The following is a 26,136-nucleotide window of genomic DNA, read 5'->3' on the forward strand; positions in this document are numbered from 1 at the left end:
CCAGATGATTTCGAAGCCGTCGGCGGTGAAGTTGTGGATCACGTCCCGGACCCGGTCCTCGCTGGTGAACGTCACCTCGGCGATCTTCGCCACGGGCATGCCCTGCGCGGACAGCAACACCATCTGGGCCCGCCGCCAGGTCACCACCGAACCGGTGCCTCTGCGGACGATCCGCAACAGGCGCTGTCCTTCGTCATCATCGATCTCGCGGACGCGTACTCGTTCTGCCCCCCCGCACAGCCTGGCGACACCGCGCCGTCCGGACCAGTATTCGAACGGCGCGTCACATCACCAAGGCGCAAAGGTTCTCTGATGCGGCACCAGCTACGTTCCACTCGCTGAAGCCGATCAGACCACGCCTGGATTCTCATTTCGAACAACTGTCGACTGACCATGCAGGACACGGTCTAAGCAGTGCCTCTGCGTACCAGTTCGGTGCGGAGCACCACGTTGGTCGGGGCGGCGACGGGGTCCGCCATCCGGTCGATCAGGACACGTGCCATGGCGCTGCCCATCTCCTCCACCGGCTGCCGGACCGTTGTGAGCTGCGGGTCGGTGTGCTGGGCGAGCGGGGAGTCGTCGAAGCCGATGACGGCGACGTCGTCCGGCACCCTGCGCCCCGCTGCCCGCAGCGTGTGCAGCGCACCGGCTGCCATGACGTCGGACGCGGCGAACACCGCGTCGAGGCCGGGGTTCTGCCGCAGCAGCTCCCGCATGGCGTGGCGACCGCTCTCCTCGGTGAAATCACCGGCCGCGATCCACGAGGGGTCGAAGTCCTCGCACGCGTCGCGGGCCGCCTCCTCGTAGCCGCGCAGTCTGCACTGGGCGACGTACATGTCGGAACCTCCCGTGATGGTGGCGATCCTGCGGCGGCCGGCGGCGGCCAGGTGGCGCACGGCGAGCCGCGCGCCGCCGACGTTGTCGGAGTCCACGTAGGGGACCGGCTCGGCTTCGGTGCGGCGACCGCCCAGGACGGTCGGCATGCCCATCTCGAGGAGCTGGTCCGGCAGCGGGTCGTCGCGGTGCACGGAGACGAGCAGGACGCCGTCGATCCGGCGGGCCTTCGCGTACTGGAGGAAGCGGGTGCGTTCGCGCTCGGTGCGCACCAGGGTCAGCAGCAGCTGGAGCTCGGTGTCCGCGAGACCGACGCCGACGCCGTGGATGATCTCGGAGAAGTAGGGCTCGGTGAAGAACCGCTTCTCCGTCTCCGGGACGACCAGGGTCACCGCGTCGGTGCGGCTGCCGGCCAGGGCGCGGGCCGCGTGGTTCGGGATGTAGCCCAGTTCGGCGATGGCCTGTTCGACGGCGTGCCGGGTGGCGTCACGGACGCCGGGGGAGTGGTTGATCACCCGCGACACGGTGCCGCGCCCGACGCCGGCACGCGCGGCCACCTGCTCGAGTGTGGGCTGGCCGAAGCGGCCCGCTGCTGCCATGACTGACCTCCGGTGAGGGGTACGCCGGTACCTTCGATGCTCCTCTTACCGGTGGGCCGCCCGCGAGCACGCGGCGCGCAGCCCCGGCAGATCGATGAACTCGGTGTGGGTCCCCGCGGACGCGCAGGCGAAGGCGCCCGACACCGAGCCCGCGAGTACACACTCCTCCACCGCGCGTCCCTCGGACAGCGCGTGCAGGAAGGCGGTGACGAACGCGTCCCCCGCGCCGTTGCTGTCGAGGACAGGACGCTCGGGCCGCACCGCCGGGAAGTGGCGCGCCTTCGTCTCGCCGCGTACCAGCACATGGCAGCCCGCCGCGCCGTCCGTCGCCACGACGAGCCGTGCCCGGCCTTCGTCGAGGATCGTGTGCAGGACCTCGTCGAGCCGGTCGTGAATGGCCGCGGCGCTCAGGAAGACGTAGTCGGAGGCGAGGGCGTAGTCGCGGTGGTGGGGGTTGCGGCCGTCCCAGTCGTGCAGGTCGGTGGAGCTGGTGATCCCGAGCCGGTGGATGTCGTCGTACACGTCGCGGTTGTGGCCCACGATCGAGAGATGGACGTGCCGGGCGCGCTCCAGGTACGGCAGGTAGAAGGCGCGGGGCAGCCGGAGGTCCGCCGGGTGGCGGCCGTCGTAGAAGGAGAAGCGACGGCCCTGCGTGTCGACGAGATTGACTCCGCGCGGCGTGCCGTGCGGGCTGTGGACATGGCTGAAGTCCAGGCCCCGCTCCGCGTACGCGGCGAGCACGGTCCTGCCCTGGATGTCGTCGCCCAGGAAGTCGATGAACTTGGTGGCGAGCCCGAGAGCGTGGCAGCCCAGCGCCACCCCGTTGCCGGTGTGCCCCACGTAGTCGTGCACGGGGGGCACGAACACCGAATCGCCCGGCGGCACTTCGAGCGCGTCGACGCGTACGACCGTGTCCACGCCGGTGCCTCCGACGACCAGGATGTCGTACGACGGCTCACTCATGGTCGGCCCGTCCCCGGCTCGGGTTCCGCCCGGCCACCGAAGCGGTCGAACCGCGGACCACGAGCTCCGGCATGAACACGAACTCGCTGTGCGGGGCGGGTGTGCCCCCTATCTCCTCCAGCAGGGCACGCACCGACGCCTGCCCCATCGCCTGCACTGGCTGGCGGATGGTGGTCAGTGGCGGATCGGTGAACGCTATGAGCGGCGAGTCGTCGAAGCCGACCACCGAGATGTCCTTGGGGACGTGCAGCCCCTTCTGCCGGGCGGCCCGGATGGCGCCGAGCGCCATCATGTCGCTGGCGCACGCGATCGCGGTGCAGCCCTTGGCGATCAGCGCGGCCGCGGCGGCCTGGCCGCCCTCCAGGGTGTAGAGGGAGTGCTGGATCAGCTCCTGCGACTGTTCGGGCGAGAGCCCGAGCCGCTCCTCCATGGCCTGCTGGAAGCCCTCGATCTTGCGCAGGACCGGGACGAACCGCCGGGGGCCGAGCGCGAGGCCGATCCGGGCGTGCCCGAGCGAGGCGAGGTGGGTCACGGCCAGCTGCATCGCGGCCCGGTCGTCGGGCGAGACGAAGGGCGCCTGGACCTTGGGTGAGAAACCGTTGACCAGGACGTACGGAACGCCCTTGGCGCGCAGTTGGTCGTAGCGTTCCGTGTCGGCCGTGGTGTCGGCGTGCAGCCCGGAGACGAAGATGATGCCGGAGACGCCCCGGTCCACCAGCATTTCGGTGAGTTCGTCCTCGGTGGACCCGCCGGGGGTCTGGGTGGCGAGCACCGGGGTGTAACCCTGCCGGGTCAGCGCCTGGCCGATGACCTGGGCGAGGGCGGGGAAGATCGGGTTGTCCAGCTCCGGGGTTATCAGTCCCACGAGCCCCGCGCTGCGCTGCCGAAGGCGGACGGGCCGTTCGTAGCCGAGTACGTCCAGGGCGGCAAGGACTGACTCACGGGTGGCCGCGGCCACACCGGGCTTGCCGTTGAGCACGCGGCTGACTGTGGCTTCACTGACCCCCGCCTGGGCTGCGATGTCGGCGAGCCGCGCGGTCATGGAAGTGGACTGTACCGGGCGTGCGTCGGATTGCCCACCAGGTGCCCGCCTCGACGGGTTCATCCCATCAGGTGCGGACGAGGGGCTCCGAACCGCCGGAAGGAGGGCGGCGCGAGCAGGCCGTTGAGACCGGCGAAAGAGGGCCGGGAAAGAGGGCCGGGAAGGAAGCCGGAGCCCATGAGGCGCGTCACATCGCTGCAAGGCCTTGCGGAGCGCTTGCGGCGGGCCCCGGTGCGCGCCCACCCTGGCGCCTGTCCGCCGTCGGGGCAGGGTGTCAAGCGATCCTTCGGCAACTCTCCGGACACGCGGATGTAACGATCACCCGTCCTTGCAGAAATTTGCCGCAAGGTCTTTCCGATGGTTTTCAGCCCTGTTACGTTCCTGGCAACCCGGCACCGCGAGGGAGCGGACGGCAGGAGGCAGGTCTTCGTCTCCGCCCTTCCGGGCTCAGTTGAAGGAGTTCACATGCGGCGTGGCATAGCGGCCACTGCGCTGGTAGCGGCGATGGCCCTGTCGGCGACGGCGTGCGGTGGAGACGACGGCGGCGACACCGGCAAGAAGAGCTCGGGCGAGCTCAGCGGCACGGTCACCTGGTGGGACACCTCCACGGTCGGCAGCGAGGACAAGGTCTTCAAGAAGCTGGCCGAGGACTTCACCAAGCTGCACCCGAAGGTCACCGTCAAGTACGTCAACGTGCCGTTCGGTGAGGCGCAGAACAAGTTCAAGAACGCCGCGCAGTCCGGCTCCGGTGCCCCCGACGTCATCCGCTCCGAGGTCGCCTGGACCCCCGAGTTCGCCGACCTCGGTTACCTCGCGCCGCTCGACGGCACCGCCGCTCTGAAGAACGAGGACGACTTCCTCAAGCAGGCCGCGGCTTCCACCGAGTACAACGGCAAGACCTACGCGGTGCCGCAGGTCATCGACTCCATGGGCATCTTCTACAACAAGAAGATCTTCAAGGAGGCCGGTGTCGAGGTCCCCAAGACCATCGACGAACTGAAGACCGTCTCCACCAAGATCAAGGACAAGACCGGCAAGACCGGCCTCTACCTGCGCGGCGACGACGCCTACTGGTTCCTTTCCTTCCTGTACGGCGAGGGCGGCGACCTGGTCGACGCCAAGGCCAAGAAGGTCACCGTCGACAACGCCGAGGGCGTCAAGGCGATGAAGGTCGTCAAGGACCTGGTCGACTCCAAGGCGGCGATCACCGACGCCACCAACGGCTGGGACAACATGCAGGCCGCCTTCAAGGACGGCAAGGTCGCCATGATGATCAACGGCCCGTGGGCCGTCTCCGACACCTACGCGGGCAACGAGTTCACGGACAAGGCCAACCTGGGCATCGCGCCGGTCCCCGCCGGCTCGGCCGGCCAGGGCGCCCCGCAGGGCGGCCACAACCTCGCGGTGTACGCCGGTTCGAAGAACCTCGACGCCTCGTACGCCTTCACCGAGTACATGACCTCCGCCGAGAGCCAGGCCAAGGTCGCCCAGCAGCTCAGCCTGCTCCCGACCCGCAACTCGGTCTACTCGCAGCCGGGTGTCGCGAGCAACGAGATCGTCGGCTTCTTCCGCCCGGTCGTCGACAAGGCCGTCGAGCGCCCCTGGATCCCGGAGACCGGCAGCCTCTTCGCCCCGCTGGTGACCGAGTACACCAAGGTCCTCACCGGGCAGACCACCCCGGAGAAGGGCGTCAAGACCACGGGCGACGCCTACCGCAAGCTCCTCAAGGACTGGAAGTAACAAGGAAGGTTGGCCGGCTGATGGCTGTGGACACCAGCAGCCAGTCGGTGGCTCCGGCCGCGGGCGACGTCGCCCGCGGCCGGAGCCGCGGTACTGGCAAGCGCGAGGGCAGGCTCCGGCGCTCCCTTTCCACTCACTGGTACGCCTGGGCGATGGTCGCCCCGGTGACGGTCGTGATCGGCGTGATCATCGGCTACCCGCTGTTCCGCGGGATGTATCTGTCGCTGACCGACGCCAACGAGAGGAACGTCGAACGGAGTATCGGCGTCAACCACATCCCCGCGACCTACGAGTTCGTCGGGCTGGACAACTACGCCGACGCGCTGACGGGTGAGCAGTTCCTCGGGACGCTCGGCTGGACCCTGGTGTGGACGGTCGCCTGTGTCTCGGTGACCTTCACGCTCGGCATGGGTCTGGCCAACATGCTCAACCGCCGCATCGCCGGCCGCTCCTTCTACCGGATGCTGCTGATCCTGCCCTGGGCGGTGCCCGGCTTCGTGTCCGTCTTCGCCTGGCGCTTCCTCTACGACGAGCGCCGCGGCCTGCTCAACCAGATCCTCGCCGGCGGCGGCATCGACGCCCTGCCCTGGCTCAACGACCCGACCTGGGCCAAGTTCTCGGTGATCGCCGTCAACGTCTGGCTCGGCGTCCCGTTCATGATGGTCGCCCTGCTCGGCGGCCTGCAGTCCATACCCGGCGAGCTCTACGAGGCGGCCGAGATGGACGGCGCGAACGCCTGGCAGCGGTTCCGCAACATCACCCTGCCCGGGCTGCGTTCGGTCAGCACCACCGTGATTCTGCTGAGCACCATCTGGACGTTCAACATGTTCCCGGTGATCTTCCTGCTGACCCGGGGTGGACCCGGCGAGGCCACGCAGATCCTGGTCACCCAGGCGTACAAGTTCTCCTTCGAGATCAGTCCACGCGACTTCGCCCAGTCGTCGACCTGGGGCGTGCTGATCCTGGTCCTCCTGATGGTCTTCGCCGCGGTCTACCGGCGAGTCCTTCGCAAGCAGGGAGAAGTCTGGTGACCACCGCAGTCAACACACCCCGCCGCGGCCGCCGCTCGCCGCTCGCCTCCCTCGGTCTGCACGCCACCCTGGTGGTGGCCTCCGTGATCGCGGTCTTCCCGGTGCTGTGGGTCTTCCTGACCTCGATCAAGCCGGCCAAGTTCGCGACCACGACGGACTTCGTCAAGGCGACGACGTTCGAGAACTACACGAAGCTGCTGGAGGACACCCCGTTCCTGACGTGGTTCGCCAACTCGCTGCTCGTCGCGGGCCTGACCACGCTCCTCGGTGTCTTCATCGCCGCCACCACCGGCTACGCCGTCAGCCGCTTCCGCTTCCCCGGGAAGCGGGGGCTGATGTGGACCCTTCTGATCACCCAGATGTTCCCGGTCGCGGTCCTGATCGTGCCGATCTACAACATCATGTCGTCCATGGGGCTGCTCAACGAGCCGGCCGGTCTGGTCATCACCTACCTGACCATCGCCGTGCCGTTCTGCGCCTGGATGATGAAGGGCTTCTTCGACACGATCCCCATGGAGATCGACGAGTCGGGACAGGTCGACGGCCTCACTCCGTTCGGCACCTTCTGGCGCCTCATCCTGCCGCTGGCCAAGCCCGGCATCGCGGTCACGGCGTTCTACTCGTTCATCACCGCCTGGGGCGAGGTCGCCTACGCGTCCGCCTTCATGGTCGGGGACGAGAACATGACACTCGCGGGCGGTCTGCAGAAGTTCGTCAACCAATACGGCGCCCAGTGGGGCCCGATGTCCGCGGCGTCCGTGCTCATCGCGATCCCCGCCGCACTCGTGTTCCTCTTCGCCCAGCGGCATCTGGTGACCGGTATGTCCGCCGGTGCCGTCAAGGGCTGACCACTCGTACGAAGCGGCGGCGCCGGTCCGTGCCTGATCCCCGGGCCGGCGCCGCACCCCACCCCATCACCTCCAGGGATGACATGACCCAGCACCTTGCTGCCCCCGCCGCCCCCACCTCCGGCACGCACACGGGCTGGTGGCGCGACGCGGTGATCTACCAGGTGTACCCGCGCAGCTTCGCCGACGGCAACGGCGACGGCATGGGAGACCTGGAAGGCATCCGTAGCCGGCTGCCGTACCTGCGAGACCTCGGCGTCGACGCCGTCTGGCTCAGCCCCTTCTACGCCTCGCCGCAGGCCGACGCCGGATACGACGTCGCCGACTACCGTGCCATCGACCCCATGTTCGGCAACCTGCTCGACGCCGACGCCCTGATCCGCGAGGCCCACGAACTGGACCTGCGCATCATCGTCGACCTGGTGCCCAACCACTCCTCCGACCAGCACGAGTGGTTCCAGCGCGCCCTGCGCGAAGGCCCCGGCTCGCCGCTGAGGGAGCGCTACCACTTCCGCCAAGGCAAGGGCGTGGACGGCGAACTCCCCCCCAACGACTGGGAGTCCATCTTTGGCGGCCCCGCCTGGACTCGCACCCCGGACGGCGAGTGGTACCTCCACCTGTTCGCGCCCGAGCAGCCCGACTTCAACTGGGAGCACGCCGCCGTACGCGACGAGTTCCGCTCGATCCTGCGGTTCTGGCTCGACATGGGCGTCGACGGTTTCCGCGTCGACGTCGCCCACGGTCTGATCAAGGCCCAGGGCCTGCCCGACCTCGGCAAGCACGACCAGCTGAAGCTGCTCGGAAACGATGTCATGCCGTTCTTCGACCAGGACGGCGTCCACGAGGTCTACCGCTCCTGGCGCAAGGTCCTCCAGGAGTACGGCGACGAGCGCGTGCTCGTCGCCGAGGCCTGGACGCCCACCGTCGAGCGCACCGCCAACTACGTGCGCCCCGACGAGATGCACCAGGCCTTCAACTTCCAGTACCTGGGCACCCACTGGGACGCCGCGGAGCTGCGCAAGGTCATCGACGACTCGCTCGCCGCCATGCGGCCCGTGGGCGCGCCCACCACCTGGGTGCTCTCCAACCACGACGTCACCCGGCACGCCACCCGCTTCGCCAACCCGGCCGGCCTCGGCACCCAGCTGCGCGAGGCCGGCGACCGCGAGCTCGGACTGCGCCGCGCCCGCGCCGCCACCCTGCTGATGCTGGCGCTGCCGGGCTCCGCCTACGTCTACCAGGGCGAGGAGCTCGGCCTGCCCGACGTCACCGACCTGCCGGACGAAGTCCGCCAGGACCCGTCGTTCTGGCGGGCCAGCGGGCAGGACGGCTTCCGCGACGGCTGCCGGGTGCCGATCCCGTGGACCGCGGACGGCTCCTCGTACGGCTTCGGCAGCGGCGGCAGCTGGCTGCCCCAGCCCGCCGAGTGGGGCGCGCTGAGCGTCGAGGCGCAGACCGGCGATCCCGGCTCCACTCTCGAGCTCTACCGCAGCGCGCTGGCCGTCCGCCGGGAGCACCCTGGGCTCGGCGCGGGCGAGGAAGTCCAGTGGCTGGACGCCCCCGAGGGGGTGCTCGCCTTCCGCCGCGACGGCTTCGTGTGCACCGCCAACACCACAGGCGCCACGGTCGGTCTTCCGGTGCCCGGCCGGAACCTGCTCGCCAACGAGACCGTCCTGATCGTGGACGACACGGCAGAGATCCCCGCCGACACCACCGTCTGGTGGGCGGTGTGACGATTCCCGTGCCTCGGGGCGACGCGAGCGCCGCCCCGAGGCTCGCCGACCTCGCCGTCCAGGCCCAGGTCAGCGAAGCCACGGTCAGCAGGGTCCTCAACGGCAAGGCCGGTGTCGCCGCCGCCACGCGGCACAAGGTGCTGGCCGCGCTCGACGTGCTCGGCTACGAGCGGCCGGTGCGGCTGCGCCGGCGCAGCGCCGGCCTCGTCGGTCTGATCATCCCCGAGCTGACCAACCCGATCTTCCCGGCCTTCGCCCAGGTGATAGAGCAGGTGCTGGCAGGGCACGGCTACACGCCCGTGCTGTGCACCCAGATGCCGGGCGGCTCGACGGAGGACGAGCTGGTCGAGCAGCTGGAGGAACGCGGCGTCACCGGCATCGTGTTCCTGTCCGGCCTGCACGCCGACATGACGGCCGATCCGTCACGCTATCTCAAACTGACCGGCCGGGGCCTGCCGTTCGTTCTCGTCAACGGCTACAACGAGGCCGTCGAGGCGCCGTTCGTGTCGCCCGACGACCGGTCGGCGGCCCGGATGGCCGTACGCCACCTCGTCGAACTCGGCCATGAGCGCATCGGTCTGGCCATCGGGCCGACCCGCTACGTCCCCTCCCTGCGCAAGGCGGAGGGCTTCACCGCCGCCCTCGAGTCGATGCTCGGCGTGGCGCCGGACGACGCCCAACGGCTCATCCAGCGCACCCTGTTCTCGGTCGAGGGCGGACAGGCCGCCGCCGGTCTGCTGCTGGACCAGGGGTGCACCGGAATCGTCTGCGGCAGCGACCTCATGGCGCTCGGCGCGATCAGGGCGGTGCGCGCGAGGGGGCTCGACGTGCCGGCGGACGTCTCGGTGGTCGGCTTCGACGACTCGCCCCTCATCGCGTTCACGGATCCGCCGCTGACCACGGTGCGGCAGCCGGTGCAGGCGATGGCGACGGCCGCGGTGGACGCACTCGTCGAGGAAATCGACGGAAACCCGGTGCAGCGCACCGAGTTCGTCTTCCAGCCGGAGCTCGTGGTGCGCGGATCGACGGGTGCGCCGCGGCGGTCCTGAGTGACCGGCCCGGTCGGCCGGGCGCGTGGGGCCCGGCACTGACCGGGACCCCCGGCCGAGGCAAGCCCCGTGGAAGCCACCCACCAAGGGTGACCACCGACGGCCCCTGCCACGGGCCGGCCACGGCTCTGTGAGGACCGGACCGGAGTCGTGGTTGAACGTAACACCACTGCAATGACTTGCGAAAGAGTTTGCGGTCACGAAACAGCTTGTTCTCGCGCATGTCATCGGGGTCTGCCCGGAGGCTTGACCGGTGCGCGGGTGGGGCTTACGGTCTCGACCGCAACGAGTTTCAGACTTCTTGCAGCAAGAAATCCCAAAGGCCTTGCGGGCACGGCGCGTTGCCGCACGAGGCTGACCCCTCGCATCCGCACCTTCCTGTGAGCCCAGGAGGATTCATGGCCAGCAGAACCGTGGCCGCGGCGCTCGCCGTAGTGGCAGGAGCCGCCGTCGCCGTCACGGCACCCAGTCCCGCTCAGGCCGCCCCGCCGGGCGACAAGGACGTCACCGCGGTGATGTTCGGGTGGACGTTCGCCTCGGTCGCCAAAGCCTGCACGGACACCCTCGGCCCTGCCGGCTACGGGTACGTCCAGGTGTCACCGCCCCAGGAGCACATCCAGGGCGGCCAATGGTGGACCTCGTACCAGCCCGTCAGCTACCGGATCGCCGGCCGGCTCGGAGACCGCGCCGCCTTCCAGAGCATGGTGAACGCCTGCCAATCGGCGGGCGTCAAGGTCGTCGTCGACGCCGTCATCAACCACATGGCCGCGGGCGCCGGGACGGGCACCGGCGGCTCCTCGTACAGCAAGTACGACTACCCCGGCCTGTACGCGTCGTGGGACATGGACAACTGCACCGCCTCCATCACCAACTACCAGGACCGGGGCAACGTCCAGAACTGCGAACTGGTGGGCCTCGCCGACCTCGACACCGGTGAGGAGTACGTCCGCACCAAGATCGCCGGCTATCTGAACGACCTGCTGTCCCTCGGCGTCGACGGTTTCCGCATCGACGCCGCGAAGCACATGCCGGCGAGCGATCTGGCCGCCGTCAAGAGCAAGCTCACCAACCCGTCCGTGTACTGGAAGCAGGAAGCCATATACGGCGCCGGCGAGGCGGTCTCGCCCAGTGAGTACCTGGGCAACGGCGACGTCCAGGAGTTCCGTTACGCCCGTGACCTCAAGCGCGTCTTCAACAACGAGAACCTCGCCTACCTGAAGAACTACGGCGAGGGCTGGGGCTACATGCAGTCCGACAAGTCCGCCGTGTTCGTCGACAACCACGACACCGAGCGCGGCGGCGACACCCTCAACTACAAGGACGGCGCCAACTACACCCTCGCAGGCGTCTTCATGCTGGCCTGGCCGTACGGCTCGCCCGACGTCCACTCCGGCTACGAATGGTCCGACAAGGACGCCGGTCCGCCGAACGGCGGCACCGTGAACGCCTGCTACAGCGACGGCTGGAAGTGCCAGCACGCCTGGCGCGAGATCTCCTCGATGGTCGCCCTGCGCAATGCGTCCCGCGGCCAGGGCGTCACCAACTGGTGGGACAACGGCGGGGACCAGATCGCGTTCGGGCGCGGCTCCAAGGCATATGTCGCCATCAACCACGAGACGTGGACGCTGAACCGCACGTTCCAGACCTCACTGCCCGCCGGCACCTACTGCAATGTGCAGAACAACACGCCCGTCACGGTGAACGGTTCCGGCCAGTTCACGGCGATGCTCGGCCCCAACACCGCGGTCGCCCTGCACACCGGGGCAAGGACCTGCGGCTGACCTCTCCGTTCAACGGGCCGCCCCCCCCGGGTCCCCGGGCGTGGGGCGGCGCGGCTCTCCACACCCTCGTCCAGCCTCATCCAGGAGATACCCCTTGATACGCCCCAGCCTCCCGCTGCGTCCGGCCGCGGCCGTCGTCGTGGCGACGGCGACGGTCGCGGCGCTCGTTTCCGTCCTCCCGGCGGCAGCGGCACCGAAGCCGCCCCCGCCCCCGTCGGACCGCGCACTGGCCGCCGAGCCGACTCGCCACGACCTGACCCGCGAGCAGTTCTACTTCGTCCTGCCCGACCGGTTCGCGAACGGCGACACGAGGAACGACCGCGGCGCGCTGACCGGTTCGCGCCTCACCACCGGCTACGACCCCACCGACAAGGGCTTCTACCAGGGCGGAGACCTCAAGGGGCTCACCGAGAAGCTGGACTACATCAAGGGACTCGGCACCACCGCCATCTGGATGGCGCCCATCTTCAAGAACCAGCCCGTGCAGGGGGAGGGGAAGGACGCCAGCGCCGGCTACCACGGCTACTGGATCACCGACTTCACCCAGGTCGACCCGCACTTCGGCACCAACGCCGACCTCGAGCGGCTGATCGACAAGGCCCACGCCAAGGGCATGAAGGTCTTCTTCGACGTCATCACCAACCACACCGCCGACGTCGTCGACTACGAGGAAAAGTCCTACGGCTACCTCTCCAAGGGCGCCTTCCCGTATCTGACGAAGGACGGCGTTCCGTTCGACGACGCCGACCACGCGGACGGGACGAAGCGTTTCCCCGCGACGGACGAGGACTCCTTCCCCCGTACCCCCGTCGTCCCCGCGGCCAAGAAGGACCTCAAGGTCCCGTCCTGGCTCAACGACCCGACGATGTACCACAACCGGGGTGACTCGACCTTCGCCGGCGAGTCCTCCGAGTACGGCGACTTCGTCGGGCTGGACGACCTGTGGACCGAGCGTCCCGAGGTCGTCGAAGGCATGGCGAAGATCTATCAGCGCTGGGTCCGCGACTTCGGCATCGACGGCTTCCGCATCGACACGGTCAAGCACGTCAACACCGAGTTCTGGACCCAGTGGGCCACCGCGCTCGACGAGTACGCCGCAAAGCGGGGCCGCGACGACTTCTTCATGTTCGGCGAGGTCTACTCGGCCGACCCGGCCATCACCTCGAAGTACGTCACCGAGGGCCGCCTTGACGCCACGCTCGACTTCCCCTTCCAGGACGCGGTGCGCAGCTTCGCCTCGCAGGGCGGCTCCGCCGACAAGCCGGCGAACCTCTTCGCACAGGACTACCGTTACACCACCGACAAGGCCAACGCCTACGAATCGGTGCCCTTCCTCGGCAACCACGACATGGGCCGCTTCGGCACCTTCCTGCGGCAGGACAACGCGAAGGCGGACGACGACGAGCTGCTGGCGCGGTACCGGCTCGCCAACGAGTTGATGTTCCTCAGCCGCGGCAACCCGGTCGTCTACTACGGCGACGAGCAGGGCTACACTGGCGCCGGCGGCGACAAGGACTCCCGCCAGACCCTGTTCGCCTCCAAGACCGCCGACTACCTGGACGACGACCAGATCGGCACCGACCGCACGCACGCGAAGGACGCGTACGACACCACGCATCCGCTGTACCGGCAGATCGCCGCGCTGGCGAAACTCACGAAGGCGAACCCGGCGCTGCGCGACGGCATCCAGCAGGAACGGTACGCGGAGGGCTCGGTGTACGCCTTCTCCCGTACCGACGCCCGCGCGAAGGCGGAGTACGTCGTCGCCGTGAACAGCGCCACCGAGGCGAAGACCGTCGAGATCCCCACCGGCTCCGCCGGCATGGACTTCACCGCGATCCACGGCGGTGACACCAAAGTCACCAGCGGCACGGACTCCACAGTGAAGGTGACCGTCCCGGCGTTGGGTTCCCTGGTGCTGAAGGCGACGAAGCCGCTCGCCGCGCCCGCCGCGAAGCCGTCGCTCACGCTGAAGGCACCCGCGGACGGAGCCACCGGCACCGTGGAGATCTCCGCCGACGTCGACGGCGGACAGCTCAACCGCGTCGTCTTCGCCGCCCAGACCGGCAACGCCAAGTGGCAGGTCCTCGGCACCGCCGACCACGCCCCCTACAAGGTCACGCACAAGGTCACCGCCCCGGCCGGAACGGCCCTGCGCTACAAGGCCGTCGTCGTCGACAGCGCGGGCCGCATCGCGAGCGCGACCGCCTCCGCCACCAGCGGCGCGCCCGCCGTGGAGCAGCCGCCGACCGCCACCCGGCGCGACTACGCGATCGTCCACTACAAGCGCACGGACGGGGGCGCCTCCCAGGCCGGAAGCTCTGGGGGAGACTACGCCGACTGGGGCCTGTACACGTGGGGCGACATCGCGGACGGCGAGGGCACCACCTGGCCCGCCGGCAAGCCGTTCACCGGCCGCGACGCCTACGGCGCCTTCGCGTACGTCAAGCTCAAGCCCGGTGCCTCCTCCGTCGGTTTCATCGTCGTGAACAAGGACGGAGTGAAGGACACCGACGCCGACCGCGCCATCGACCTGTCCAGGACGGGCGAGGTGTGGATCGAGCAGGGCAAGCCGGAGGTCCTGAGCGCCGCCCCCGAGGGTGCCTACCCGCCCCAGGACACGACGAAGGCCGTCCTGCACTACAAGCGCGCCGACGGGGACTACGCCGGCTGGGGCCTGCACACCTGGACCGGCGCCGCGAACCCGACCGACTGGTCGAAGCCGCTGGAGCCCGTTCGGACCGACGCGTTCGGCGCGGTGTACGAAGTGCCGCTCGCGCCCGGGGCCACCTCGCTCAGCTACATCCTGCACAAGGGCGACGAGAAGGACCTGCCCTCCGACCAGTCGCTCGACCTCAAGGCCACCGGCCACGAGGTGTGGATGCTTGCCGGGCAGCAGAAGTACCTGCTGCCCCAGCCCAAGGGGGGCGGCGCGGCACTGGACCTCACCACGTCGAAGGCCGTGTGGATCGACGAGAACACCGTCGCCTGGAACGGCAGCGACGCCGCCGCCTCCAGCGCGCTCCTCTACTCCCGCGACGGCTCCATCGCCGTCGAGGGCGGCGCCCTCACCGGCGACCGGCAGGTGCTGCGGCTGAACGAGTCGGAGCTGAGCGACGCCCAGAAGGCGAAGTTCCCCCACCTCAAGGCGTACAACGCGTACAGCGTCGACCCGCGCGACCGCGACCGGGTGCGTGAGGCGCTGCGCGGGCAGGTCGTGGCGGCGCAGTACGCCGCCAACGGGGCGGCCCTGACCGCCACGGGCGTCCAGATCGCCGGCGTACTCGACGACCTGTACGCCGCGAAGGCCACCAAGGCCGACCTCGGCGCCACCTTCGACCGCAAGGGTGTGCCGACGCTGCGGCTGTGGGCGCCGACCGCCCAGCAGGTCTCCCTGGAACTCGACGGGAAGACCGTCGCGATGCGACGCGACGACATGAGCGGCGTCTGGTCCGCCAAGGGCAGGAAGAACTGGAAGGGCGACGCTTACCGGTACCACGTGAAGGTCTGGGCGCCCAGCGTCCAGAAGGTCGTCACCAACAAGGTCACCGACCCCTACTCACTCGCGCTGACCACCGACTCGCAGCAGAGCGTCGTCGCCGACCTCACGGACACGTCCCTTGCCCCGAAGGGCTGGTCGACGCTCAGGAAGCCGGCGGCTGTGCCCCTCAAGGACGCCCAGATCCAGGAGTTGCACATCCGCGACTTCTCCGTCGCGGACCCCACGGCCGACCACAAAGGCACCTACCTCGCCTTCACCGACAAGGACAGCAAGGGCTCGAAGCACCTGCGGGACCTCGCCGGCGCCGGCACGTCGTACGTCCATCTGCTGCCCGCCTTCGACATCGGCACCATCCCCGAGAAGAAGTCCGAGCAGCAGCAGCCCGAGTGCGACCTGAAGATCTACGCGCCCGACTCCGCGGAGCAGCAGGCATGCGTCGCGAAGGCCGCGGCCAACGACGCCTTCAACTGGGGTTACGACCCGCTGCACTACACGGTCCCCGAAGGCTCCTACTCGACGGACCCGGACGGCACCCGGCGCACCGTCGAGTTCCGCCAGATGGTCAAGGCCCTGAACGAGGACGGGCTGCGCACCGTCATGGACGTGGTCTACAACCACACCGTGGCAAGCGGCCAGTCGGACAAGTCCGTGCTCGACAAGGTCGTACCGGGCTACTACCAGCGCCTGCTGGCCGACGGCAGTGTCGCCACCTCCACATGCTGCGCGAACACCGCGCCCGAGAACGCCATGATGGGCAAGCTCGTCGTCGACTCGATCGTGACGTGGGCGCGCGACTACAAGGTGGACGGCTTCCGCTTCGACCTGATGGGCCACCACCCGAAGGCCAACATCCTGGCGGTGCGCGCCGCACTCGACGAGCTGACGCTCGAGCGTGACGGCGTGGACGGAAAGAAGATCATTCTCTATGGGGAGGGGTGGAACTTCGGAGAGATCGCCGACGACGCCCGCTTCGTCCAGGCCACTCAGAAGAACATGGCCGGCACCGGCATCGCGACGTTCTCCGACCGGGCTCGCGACGCGGTCCGCGGCGGCGGCCCGTTCGACGAGGACCCCGGTGTGCAGGGCTTCGGTTCGGGTCTCTACACCGACCCCAACACCTCGAAGGCCAACGGCACCGAGGCCGAGCAGAAGGCGCGGCTGCTGCACTACCAGGACCTGATCAAGGTCGGTCTGTCCGGCAACCTCGCGTCCTACTCCTTCACCGACACCGGCGGCCGCACCGTAAAGGGTTCCGAGGTCGACTACAACGGCGCCCCGGCGGGCTACGCAGCCGCACCCGGTGACGCCCTGGCCTACTCCGACGCCCACGACAACGAGTCGCTGTACGACGCGCTCGCTTTCAAACTCCCGGCCGGCACCTCCTCGTCCGACCGAGCCCGTATGCAGGTGCTCGCGATGGCGACCTCCGCGCTGTCCCAGGGTCCCGCGCTCTCCCAGGCGGGAACCGACCTGCTGCGCTCCAAGTCGCTGGACCGCAACTCGTACGACAGCGGTGACTGGTTCAACGCCATCCACTGGGACTGCCGGGACGGCAACGGCTTCGGCCGCGGTCTGCCTCCGGAGGCCGACAACAAGTCCAAGTGGGGCTTCGCCCGCCCGCTGCTGACCGCCCCGTCACTGACCGTGGGCTGTGCGGAGATCAACGGCACCGCCGCCGCCTACCGCGACCTGCTCGAGATTCGCACCGGTGAGCCGGCCTTCGGCCTGAGCACCGCGGGTCAGGTGCAGTCGGCGCTGTCCTTCCCGCTGTCCGGGAAGGACGAGACCCCTGGTGTGATCACGATGCGGCTCGACGACCTCGTGGTGGTGTTCAACGCCACGCCCGAGCAGCAGACCCAGCGGGTCGGGACTCTGGCCGGCAAGGGCTACGCCCTGCATCCCGTCCAGCGGTCCGGCGCGGACGATGTCGTCAAGGCATCGTCCTACGAAGCGAGTTCGGGCACCTTCACGGTCCCGGCGCGTACGGTCGCCGTGTTCGAGCGCGGCTGACGAGCGCTTCGTCACACAAGGTTCCCCTCCCCTCACCCGTGTCGCTGTTGGGCCGAACGGGTGAGGGGAGCGAGGATGGAGCCATGAGTAGGTACGAGAGGTACGACGTCACCGACGAGCAGTGGGAGGGCCTGGCCCAGGTAGTGCCACTGCGCAGTCGCAACGAGTGGCCGTCGAGGGCCGATCACCGCACCGTGGCACGGGAGTACGCGGCCCCCGAGAACCGTCGCTTCGTCGTACTGCGGGTCCAGGTCTTCGCCGACGCGCGCGAGGTCGCGGAGTACCTGGTCAACCAGACGCCGGTACTGCTCGACCTCACCGGCGCGGAGACCGACGTCGCGAAGCGGATCCTCGACTTCACCAGTGGAGTCGTGTTCGGACTCGGCAGCGGAATGCACCGGGTCGACCGGAACGTCTTCCTGCTCGCGCCTGTCGGTACCGAGGTCGAGGGGATCGCCGCGGCCGCCGTCCCCCATTCGTAGGAAGGCCCCGAGGCGGAACGGTTCGGCGTGTCGCGGGCTGCGTAACGTCCCGCTCATGGACGAGAAGACGCTGGTCGTCGACCCGCAGACGTCACCGGGCGGGGCGGCCGCCGCCCGCCGGCCGGTCAACTCCCGCCCGCCGGTCAACGCCCGCTCGGCCGGCGCACAACCGGCCGGCGCCGACCCCGCCACCGCCCGCCCGGCCGGAGCCCGTTCGGTCGGCACCAGCTCGGCCAAGGCCCGTCCGGCCGTCACGGAACTGCGGCTCTCCTCCTTCAGGTCCCATCGCTCCGCCGCCTTCCCGCTCGGCCCCATGACGCTCTTCGCGGGCGCCAGCGGCAGCGGCAAGTCGAGCGCCCTGGCTGCGTACGAGGCACTGGCCCTCCTCTGCGCGGGAAACGACCTCACCACCGCCTTCCCCGAGCCCTCCGAGTGCGTCCCCGAGCGGGCGGTGGCGGACCGGCAGGGGCGGCGCGGATTCCGCATCGGCTGCACGGTCGACGGACCCGCCGGTCCGGTCCTGCTCGATCTGGCGGTGCAGGCCGAACCACGTCTGCGCATCGCGGGGGAGCGGCTGACCTGCGGCGGACGCACCCTCCTGAACACGGCGCTGCGCGATCCGGGGCGCTCCGTCGTTGAGGCCGCCTGGCTCACCGCGGGCTCCGCGGGCGTCACCCGCGGGCCGTTGCCCGACGACCGGCTCGGCACGGCGCTGCTGCCGCTGCACGTCGCGGGCAGGACAGACGAGCAGCTACAGGTGCTCGCGGCGGCCGAGCAGGTGGTCGTCGCACTGCGCTCGGTCTTCGCCTGCGACCCGCGGCCGGAGCTGATGCGCGAGCCGGTGCCCGCGGGAGCGGGACGGCTGCGCCGTGGCTGCGACAACCTGGCCGCCGTGCTGCACCGCACCCGCAGCGAATGCGCCAAGCGGCATGCGCGGCTCACGGCGGCGGCACGGATGGGGTGCGCGGGAGCCGTGGACGACCTGGCCGTCGAGGAACTGGCGAACGGGCGGGTGCGCGCACTGCTGGCACGGGGCGGCGCCGGAGGGTCGACTCCGGTGGGGCGGCTCGGCGATGGCGAGCTCAGGTATCTGGGTCTCGCCCTGGTGCTGCTCACCGGTCCAGGGGTGCTCGCCATGGACCAGGTGGCCGAGGTGCCGGTGGCCTACCAGTCGTTGTCGGTTCTCGCGGACGGCTTCGACCGCAGCCTCGACCCGGCGCAGACGCGCCAACTCATCGCGCTGGGCGCCGAGATGTGCGCCCGGGGTCACATCAGGCTGGTGGGGACGGTCACCGACGGCTCGTGCGCGCGGGAGATCGGCGGCGTGACGGTGGTAGACCTGGTGCCGTGACGAGAGACGACGGGCTGGATGTCGAAGCGCTGCAGCGCCGGCTGGCCGAATTCGCAGCGGCGCGCGGCTGGGAGCCGTACCACACCCCGAAGAACCTGGCTGTGGCGCTGAGCGTCGAGGCGTCCGAACTGGTGGAGATCTTCCAGTGGTTGACCCCTGAGCAGTCGGCCCGGGTGATGGAGGACGAGGAGGTGGCGCACCGGGTGCGGGACGAGGTCGCCGATGTGCTGGCGTATCTGCTGCAGTTCTGCGAGGTGCTCGGGATCGACGCCCTTCAGGCGCTGTCGGAGAAGATCGACCGGAACGAGATCCGTTTTCCGCGGAAGTGAGAACCGAAGGCGAACGGGCGGGCTCAACAGGGTGCACGGCACAATTTCATCACTCTATGGAGTCATCAAGTTATCCACAACGGGCTTGCTGTCCATAGATTTCCGAATTCCCCTGGCTTTTCGGCTCAACGGGCTTCACTCTGGGTAATGAACTCGATGGGTGGACAGTCGTACGAACGGGGGCGCGTACATGGACGCAGAACGGCTCGTCAAGGTTTGCCGACATGCGCTGGCTCAGAGCCGGGAAGTGCCGGACATCGTCGCGGAGGCCTGGCAGGCGCAGGCCCTCGCGCAGGCGATCGGGGCCCGTATCGCGCTCAGCGGACCGCTGGAGCTGAGAGGCGAGGCCAGGGGCCTCAGCGAGACCGGCGGCCGTGGCTGCGGCGTGCTCGACCATCCGATGGTGCGCAGCGGCTCCGTCCGGGCCACACAACTGACCGAAGTGGCCGACCCGGAGGCCACGTTGCTCGGACTGAACGTGCTGCTGGGGGACGTGGGCATCGCACTGGTCGGCGTCGCGTGCGCCACCGACGACGAGGGTCTGTACTGGCAGTGCATCGAGACGATAGACACCGCCGATGAGTCGAGCGACCGGGTGCGCGGCATGCTGCGCCGGCTCGCGGCCCGCGAGCCGGACCGGCCGCCGGAAACCGTCCGCGGCCGGGCGGGGCCCTGAGGCCGGCGGGCGAGCGGTCCTGGCCCGCGAGGGGCTGCGACGGGCCGGTGGCCGAAGGTGCAGGATGGAAGCATGGATCTTCGAATCTTCACCGAGCCCCAGCAAGGTGCCGGCTACGACACCCTGCTGACCGTTGCCAAAGCCACTGAGGACCTGGGCTTCGACGCCTTCTTCCGCTCCGACCACTATCTGAGCATGGGCTCCGCCGACGGCCTGCCCGGGCCGACCGACGCCTGGATCACCCTGGCCGGACTGGCGCGTGAGACCACGCGTATCCGTCTCGGCACGCTGATGACCGCGGGCACCTTCCGGCTGCCGGGCGTGCTGGCGATCCAGGTCGCCCAGGTCGACCAGATGTCGGGTGGCCGTGTCGAACTGGGCCTGGGCGCAGGCTGGTTCGAGGAGGAGCACAAGGCCTACGGCATCCCGTTCCCCAAGGAGAAGTTCGCACGACTGGAGGAGCAGTTGGCGATCATCACGGGTCTGTGGGCCACGGAGACCGGCAAGACCTTCTCCTTCGAGGGCACGCACTACCAGCTGACCGACTCGCCGGCCCTGCCCAAGCCCGCCCAGCAGAAGGTGCCCGTGCTGATCGGCGGCCACGGAGCGACCCGCACACCCCGCCTCGCCGCGCAGTACGCGGACGAGTTCAACCTGCCCTTCGCCTCGCTGGAGGACACCGAGCGGCAGTTCGGCAGGGTGCGCGCTGCCGCAGAGAAGGCCGGTCGTGCCGCGGACGACCTGGTCTACTCGAACGCGCTGGTGGTGTGCGCCGGCAAGGACGACGCGGAGGTGGCCCGCCGTGCCGCGGCGATCGGCCGCGACGTGGACGAGCTGAAGGCGAACGGACTGGCCGGCTCGCCCGCGGAGATCGTCGACAAGATCGGCCGCTATGCCGAGACCGGAGCTTCGCGCATCTACCTCCAGGTGCTCGACCTCGACGACCTGGACCACCTGGAGCTGATCTCGTCCCAGGTCCAGACCCAGCTGACCTGATCCACCGGGAGCAGATGTGAGGCCCGTCCGTACGCTCGCCGCCGCCCTCGCCCAAGGAACCCTTGTGCTCGACGGCGGTCTGTCCAATCAACTGCAGGCCCAGGGGTGCGACCTGTCCGACAGTCTCTGGTCGGCCGCCCTGCTCGTCGACGGCCCGCGGCAGATCGAGGCAGCGCACACGGCATACGTACGGGCGGGTGCGCAGGTGCTCATCACCTCGAGCTACCAGGCCACCTTCGAGGGGTTCGCCCGGCGGGGTCTGGGCCCTGCCGAAGCCCACCGGCTGCTCGGCCGCAGTGTCGACCTGGCGCGGTCCGCGGCGGAGGCGGCCGACCACGAGGTGTGGGTCGCCGCCTCCGTCGGGCCTTACGGCGCGATGCTCGCGGACGGCAGCGAGTACCACGGCGGCTACGGGCTGAGTGTGCGCGAGCTCGAGCGCTTCCACCGGCCGAGGATCGAGGCACTGGCGGCGGCCGGCCCCGACGTGCTCGCGCTGGAGACCGTGCCCGACGCGGACGAGGCACAGGCGCTGCTGGACGCCGCGGAAGGGTGCGGAGTGCCGGTGTGGCTGTCGTACACGATCGCGGACGGCAGGACGCGGGCCGGCCGGCCCGCGGCCGAGGCCTTCGCCCTGGCGGCCGGCCGCGACGAGGTGATCGCCGTCGGGGTCAACTGCTGCGATCCGGGCGAAACCGTGGCCGCGGCGGCGCTCGCCTGCGAGGTGACCGGCAAGCCCGCCGTGGTCTACCCCAACAGCGGCGAACGGTGGGACGCCGCCGGACGGGCCTGGCGGGGCGGGTCGGCCTACGACCCGGCCCAGGTGCGCGAATGGCGTGCGGCCGGCGCCCGTCTGATCGGTGGCTGCTGCCGGGTCGGGCCGCGCGACATCGGGGAACTCGCGCGGCTGCTGGCCGAGGAGGAGGAAAAGTGACGAAGGCGGACCGCCCGGTCCAGTCCGCGGCGAAAACCCCTGGTCGGGGCCGACCGACTGGACGATACTCAAACGCGTGTTCCTGACGATCAGTACCACTGGCACCCGTGAGCGTCCCGCGACCGACCTGGGCTTCCTGCTCCACAAGCATCCTGACAAGGCGCAGGCGTTCTCCACCTCGCACGGCACGGCTCATGTCTTCTACCCCGAGGCGTCGGCCGAGCGGTGCACGGCAGCGCTGCTCCTGGAGGTGGATCCGGTGGCGCTGGTGCGGCGCGGCAAGGGCAAGGGCCGCGGCGGCGCCCCCGACTCGGCGCTCGCGCAGTACGTCAACGACCGTCCGTACGCGGCGTCGTCCCTGCTGGCCGTGGCCCTGAGCACAGTCTTCAAGAGCGCCCTGCGCGGCGTCTGCGCCGCGCTGCCCGAGCGGGTCGACGCACCGCTGCCGCTGCGCATCGAGGTGCCCGCGATGCCGGCGCGAGGCGGCGCCGAACTGGTCGGCAAGCTCTTCGGGCCGCTCGGCTGGAGCTCCGTCAAGGCCGAACCGGTCGAGCTGGACGCGACGTTCCCCGAATGGGGCGCCTCACGCTACGTACAGCTGGTGCTCGAAGGAGAGCTGCGGCTCGCCGACGCGCTGCGCCAGCTCTACGTCCTGCTGCCCGTCCTCGACGATGCCAAGCACTACTGGGTCGCACCGGACGAGGTCGACAAGCTGCTGCGCGCCGGCGAGGGCTGGCTCGCGGAGCACCCCGAGCAGAAGCTGATCACCAGCCGCTATCTGTCCCGGCGCTGGGGGCTGACCCGGCAGGCCATGGAGCGCCTGGAGCTGGCGCGTCTCGCGGAGGCCGACGACCTCCAGGTCGAGGACGTGGACAACGCCGTGGACGAGACCACCGACACCGAGGAGCGTCCCGTCCCGCTCGCCGAGCAGCGCAGGGAGGCCATCCTCGACGCGCTGCGCACGACGGGGGCGAGCCGGGTGCTCGACCTGGGCTGCGGTCAGGGCCAGTTGGTACAGGCCCTGCTCAAGGACGTCCGCTTCACCGAGATCGTCGGCGTGGACGTCTCGGTGCGGGCGCTGACCATCGCCGGACGGCGGCTCAAGCTGGAGCGGATGGGCGAGCGCCAGGCGGCCCGGGTCAAGCTGATGCAGGGCTCGCTCACGTACACGGACAAGCGTCTTGCGGGATACGACGCGGCCGTGCTGAGCGAGGTCGTCGAGCACCTCGACCTGCCGCGGCTGCCCGCGCTCGAGTACGCGGTGTTCGGCTCGGCCCGGCCGAGGACGGTGCTCGTGACGACCCCCAACGTCGAGTACAACGTCCGCTGGGAGACGCTGCCCGCCGGCCATGTCCGCCACGGCGACCACCGGTTCGAGTGGACCCGCGAGGAGTTCCGCACGTGGGCCGACGGGGTGGCGGAGCGGCACGGCTACGAGGTCCGATACGTGCCGGTGGGGCCCGACGACCCCGAGGTGGGCCCGCCCACGCAGATGGCGGTGTTCGAGATGAACGGGACCACCGACGGGGCCACCGACCCGGAGAGGGAGAACGCCGGGAAGGCGAAGCAGGCCGAGAAGGCTGAGATCACGGAGAAGGCGAAGGAGGCGAAGGCCGCATGAGCACCACAGAGAACACCACCGGCAGCACCCCCGGCCGCCGCCGACTCCCGGTGACCGATCTGTCCCTCGTCGTCCTCGTCGGGGCCAGCGGCTCCGGCAAGTCGACCTTCGCGCGCAAGCACTTCAAACCGACCGAGGTCATCTCCTCCGACTTCTGCCGCGGCCTGGTCGCCGACGACGAGAACGACCAGAGCGCCAGCGGCGACGCCTTCGACGTCCTGCACTACATCGTCGGCAAGCGGCTCGCCGCCGGGCGCCTGACCGTCGTCGACGCGACCAACGTGCAGCTGGAGAGCCGCCGCCGGCTGGTCCGGCTGGCGCGTGAGCACGACGTCCTGCCGATCGCGATCGTGCTCGACGTGCCGGAAGAGGTCTGCGCGCAGCGCAACGCGACCCGCCCCGACCGCTCCGACATGCCCCGCCACGTCATCGCGCGCCACCGCCGCGAACTGCGCCGCTCGCTGCGCGGCCTGGAGCGTGAAGGCTTCCGCAAGGTGCACATCCTGCGCAGCGTCGAGGAGGCGGACAGCGCCGGAATCGTCCTCGAGCGCCGCTACAACGACCTGCGGCACCTGACCGGACCGTTCGACATCATCGGCGACATCCACGGCTGCAGCTCCGAGCTGGAGACCCTGCTCGCCAAGCTCGGTTATGCGGACGGCGTACACCCCGAGGGCCGGACCGCCGTCTTCGTCGGAGACCTCGTCGACCGCGGCCCGGACAGCCCCGGCGTACTGCGCCGGGTGATGGGCATGGTCGCCGAGGGCAGTGCCCTGTGCGTGCCCGGCAACCACGAGAACAAGCTCGGACGCTGGCTCAAGGGCAGAAACGTCCAGCACACCCACGGGCTCGCGGAGACGATCGAACAGCTGGAGAAGGAGGACGACGCCTTCCGTGCGCAGGTGCGGGAGTTCATCGACGGACTTGTCAGCCACTACGTGCTCGACGAGGGCCGGCTCGTCGTCGCCCACGCCGGACTGCCCGAGAAGTACCACGGCCGCACCTCCGGCCGGGTCCGCTCGCACGCGCTGTACGGGGAGACGACCGGCGAGACCGACGAGTTCGGGCTGCCCGTCCGCTACCCGTGGGCGGAGGACTACCGGGGCCGGGCCGCGGTTGTCTACGGCCACACACCCGTGCCCAACACCTCATGGATCAACAACACCATCTGCCTCGACACGGGCGCGGTCTTCGGCGGGAAGATGACCGCCCTGCGCTGGCCCGAGCGGGAACTGGTCGACGTGCCGGCGGAGAAGGTCTGGTACGAGCCGGTCAGGCCGCTCGTCACGGAGGCGCCGGGCGGCCGTGAGGGCCGGCCGCTGGACCTCGCCGATGTGCAGGGCCGGCGAGTCGTGGAGACCCGCCACATGGCCCGCATCGGCGTGCGCGAGGAGAACGCCGCCGCCGCGCTCGAGGTCATGAGCCGCTTCGCGATCGACCCGCGCCTGCTGGCGTATCTGCCGCCGACCATGGCGCCGACCGCCACGTCGAAGGAGGAGGGCTACCTGGAGCACCCGGCGGAGGCCTTCGCTCAGTACCGGTCCGACGGTGTCGCCAAGGTCGTGTGCGAGGAGAAGCACATGGGCTCGCGTGCCGTGGCGCTGGTCTGCCGGGACGCCGACGTCGCACGCGAGCGGTTCGGTGCTGGTGGGGGTACCTCCCGCGACGACGGCCAGCGGAGAGGCCCTACGGGCGCACTCCACACCCGCACCGGGCGGCCCTTCTTCGACGACCCCGCGGTCACCGAGGAGATCCTCGAACGCCTGCGCACCGGCGTCACCGCCGCCGGGCTGTGGGACGAGCTCGAGACCGACTGGCTGCTGCTGGACGCCGAGCTGATGCCCTGGTCCCTCAAGGCGTCCGGTCTGCTGCGTTCGCAGTACGCCGCGGTCGGCGCCGCGTCCGGTGCCGCACTGCCGGGCGCGACCGCTGCCCTCGCGGCCGCGGCGGCGCGTGGCGCCGCCGTGGACGGGCTGCTGGAGCGGCAGCACGAGCGCGCCGCCGACGCGGCCGCGTTCACCGAGGCGTACCGGCGCTACTGCTGGAGCACGGACGGACTCGACGGGGTGCGCCTCGCGCCGTTCCAGATCCTCGCGGTGCGGGGGCGCTCGCTCGCGGCGGTGCCGCACGACGAACAACTGGCCTGGCTGGACCGGCTGGTGGAGCACGACCCCACCGGCCTGCTCCAGGTCACCCGTCGGCTGGTCGTCGACACCGGCGACGAAGCCTCGGTGCGTTCGGGTGTCGACTGGTGGCTGGAGATGACCGGGCGGGGCGGCGAGGGCATGGTCGTCAAGCCGTTGCAGGCACTCGCGCGGGACGGCAAGGGCCGGCTCGTGCAGCCGGGCATCAAGGTGCGCGGCCGTGAGTACCTCCGCATCATCTACGGCCCCGAGTACACCCGCCCGCGGAACCTGGAGCGGCTGCGCGGCAGGTTCCTGAACCACAAGCGTTCGCTCGCCCTGCGCGAGTACGCCCTGGGGCTCGAGGCGCTGGACCGCCTGGCCGACGGCGAACCGCTGTGGCGCGTCCACGAGGCCGTGTTCGCGGTGCTGGCGCTGGAGTCGGAGCCGGTCGACCCGCGTCTGTGAGCGGAACGGCACGAGACCCCGGTCGCC

At 69.9% G+C, this 26,136-nt stretch carries 17 protein-coding genes and 2 pseudogenes; 15 read left to right on the forward strand and 4 right to left on the reverse strand.

Annotation, left to right across the window (positions count from 1 at the left end):
• The 4 genes and pseudogenes from ACIQ7Q_RS25885 to ACIQ7Q_RS25900 all read right to left on the reverse strand — a co-directional run.
• Positions 1–240: pseudogene (locus ACIQ7Q_RS25885) on the reverse strand (helix-turn-helix domain-containing protein); the annotation flags it as partial.
• 167 nt (positions 241–407) lie between these two features.
• Positions 408–1,433 carry a LacI family DNA-binding transcriptional regulator gene (locus ACIQ7Q_RS25890; RefSeq protein ID WP_403866690.1) on the reverse strand — a complete coding sequence of 342 codons (1,026 nt, stop codon included), beginning with the start codon at positions 1,431–1,433 and terminating at the stop codon, positions 408–410.
• Between the two features lie 45 nt (positions 1,434–1,478).
• The gene (locus ACIQ7Q_RS25895; protein ID WP_403866693.1) at positions 1,479–2,396 is read right to left on the reverse strand and encodes a carbohydrate kinase family protein; all 918 of its coding nucleotides are present in this window, start codon (positions 2,394–2,396) and stop codon (positions 1,479–1,481) included.
• Positions 2,389–3,438: a LacI family DNA-binding transcriptional regulator gene (locus ACIQ7Q_RS25900; RefSeq protein ID WP_403866696.1), complete on the reverse strand. Its 1,050-nt coding sequence runs from the start codon at positions 3,436–3,438 to the stop codon at positions 2,389–2,391. The genes ACIQ7Q_RS25895 and ACIQ7Q_RS25900 overlap by 8 nt, the downstream gene beginning before the upstream one ends.
• A gap of 465 nt (positions 3,439–3,903) precedes the next feature.
• Between ACIQ7Q_RS25900 and ACIQ7Q_RS25905 the strand changes: the two genes are divergently transcribed.
• The 15 genes and pseudogenes from ACIQ7Q_RS25905 to ACIQ7Q_RS25975 all read left to right on the forward strand — a co-directional run bounded on the left by ACIQ7Q_RS25905 (position 3,904) and on the right by ACIQ7Q_RS25975 (position 26,109).
• Positions 3,904–5,178, forward strand: coding sequence for an extracellular solute-binding protein (locus ACIQ7Q_RS25905; protein ID WP_403866699.1), 1,275 nt, complete (start codon positions 3,904–3,906; stop codon positions 5,176–5,178).
• Positions 5,179–5,198: 20 nt separating this feature from the next.
• Positions 5,199–6,209, forward strand: coding sequence for a carbohydrate ABC transporter permease (locus ACIQ7Q_RS25910; protein ID WP_403866701.1), 1,011 nt, complete (start codon positions 5,199–5,201; stop codon positions 6,207–6,209).
• The gene (locus ACIQ7Q_RS25915) at positions 6,206–7,057 is read left to right on the forward strand and encodes a sugar ABC transporter permease (RefSeq protein WP_403866704.1); all 852 of its coding nucleotides are present in this window, start codon (positions 6,206–6,208) and stop codon (positions 7,055–7,057) included. The genes ACIQ7Q_RS25910 and ACIQ7Q_RS25915 overlap by 4 nt, the downstream gene beginning before the upstream one ends.
• Positions 7,058–7,140: 83 nt before the next feature.
• The gene (locus tag ACIQ7Q_RS25920; protein ID WP_403866707.1) at positions 7,141–8,790 is read left to right on the forward strand and encodes a glycoside hydrolase family 13 protein; all 1,650 of its coding nucleotides are present in this window, start codon (positions 7,141–7,143) and stop codon (positions 8,788–8,790) included.
• The gene (locus tag ACIQ7Q_RS25925) at positions 8,778–9,839 is read left to right on the forward strand and encodes a LacI family DNA-binding transcriptional regulator (RefSeq protein WP_403866710.1); all 1,062 of its coding nucleotides are present in this window, start codon (positions 8,778–8,780) and stop codon (positions 9,837–9,839) included. The genes ACIQ7Q_RS25920 and ACIQ7Q_RS25925 overlap by 13 nt, the downstream gene beginning before the upstream one ends.
• Before the next feature lie 398 nt (positions 9,840–10,237).
• Positions 10,238–11,617: pseudogene (locus tag ACIQ7Q_RS25930) on the forward strand (alpha-amylase family protein); the annotation flags it as partial.
• 97 nt (positions 11,618–11,714) lie between these two features.
• Positions 11,715–17,132 carry a pullulanase-type alpha-1,6-glucosidase gene (gene pulA, locus ACIQ7Q_RS25935; RefSeq protein ID WP_403866712.1) on the forward strand — a complete coding sequence of 1,806 codons (5,418 nt, stop codon included), beginning with the start codon at positions 11,715–11,717 and terminating at the stop codon, positions 17,130–17,132.
• Positions 17,133–17,215: 83 nt separating this feature from the next.
• Positions 17,216–17,614: a cell division protein SepF gene (locus tag ACIQ7Q_RS25940; RefSeq protein ID WP_403866715.1), complete on the forward strand. Its 399-nt coding sequence runs from the start codon at positions 17,216–17,218 to the stop codon at positions 17,612–17,614.
• 55 nt (positions 17,615–17,669) lie between these two features.
• Positions 17,670–18,965: an AAA family ATPase gene (locus tag ACIQ7Q_RS25945; protein ID WP_403866718.1), complete on the forward strand. Its 1,296-nt coding sequence runs from the start codon at positions 17,670–17,672 to the stop codon at positions 18,963–18,965.
• On the forward strand, positions 18,962–19,294 hold the full coding sequence (locus ACIQ7Q_RS25950) for a nucleotide pyrophosphohydrolase (protein WP_403866721.1): 333 nt from the start codon (positions 18,962–18,964) through the stop codon (positions 19,292–19,294). Before ACIQ7Q_RS25945 ends, ACIQ7Q_RS25950 begins: the two co-directional genes overlap by 4 nt.
• A gap of 190 nt (positions 19,295–19,484) precedes the next feature.
• Positions 19,485–19,970, forward strand: a complete 486-nt coding sequence (locus tag ACIQ7Q_RS25955) for a DUF6099 family protein (RefSeq protein WP_403867145.1) — start codon at positions 19,485–19,487, stop codon at positions 19,968–19,970.
• 72 nt (positions 19,971–20,042) lie between these two features.
• On the forward strand, positions 20,043–20,966 hold the full coding sequence (locus tag ACIQ7Q_RS25960) for an LLM class F420-dependent oxidoreductase (RefSeq protein WP_403866724.1): 924 nt from the start codon (positions 20,043–20,045) through the stop codon (positions 20,964–20,966).
• A gap of 16 nt (positions 20,967–20,982) precedes the next feature.
• Positions 20,983–21,897, forward strand: coding sequence for a homocysteine S-methyltransferase (mmuM, locus tag ACIQ7Q_RS25965; RefSeq protein WP_403866727.1), 915 nt, complete (start codon positions 20,983–20,985; stop codon positions 21,895–21,897).
• A 76-nt stretch (positions 21,898–21,973) separates the two neighbouring features.
• Positions 21,974–23,518 (forward strand): 3' terminal RNA ribose 2'-O-methyltransferase Hen1, encoded by a 1,545-nt coding sequence (locus ACIQ7Q_RS25970; protein WP_403866730.1) that lies wholly within the window; start codon positions 21,974–21,976, stop codon positions 23,516–23,518.
• The gene (locus ACIQ7Q_RS25975; protein ID WP_403866733.1) at positions 23,515–26,109 is read left to right on the forward strand and encodes a polynucleotide kinase-phosphatase; all 2,595 of its coding nucleotides are present in this window, start codon (positions 23,515–23,517) and stop codon (positions 26,107–26,109) included. The genes ACIQ7Q_RS25970 and ACIQ7Q_RS25975 overlap by 4 nt, the downstream gene beginning before the upstream one ends.
• Positions 26,110–26,136 lie beyond the last annotated feature (27 nt).

It is taken from the genome of Streptomyces sp. NPDC096176 (genome assembly GCF_044763255.1).
GTDB lineage: Bacteria > Actinomycetota > Actinomycetes > Streptomycetales > Streptomycetaceae > Streptomyces.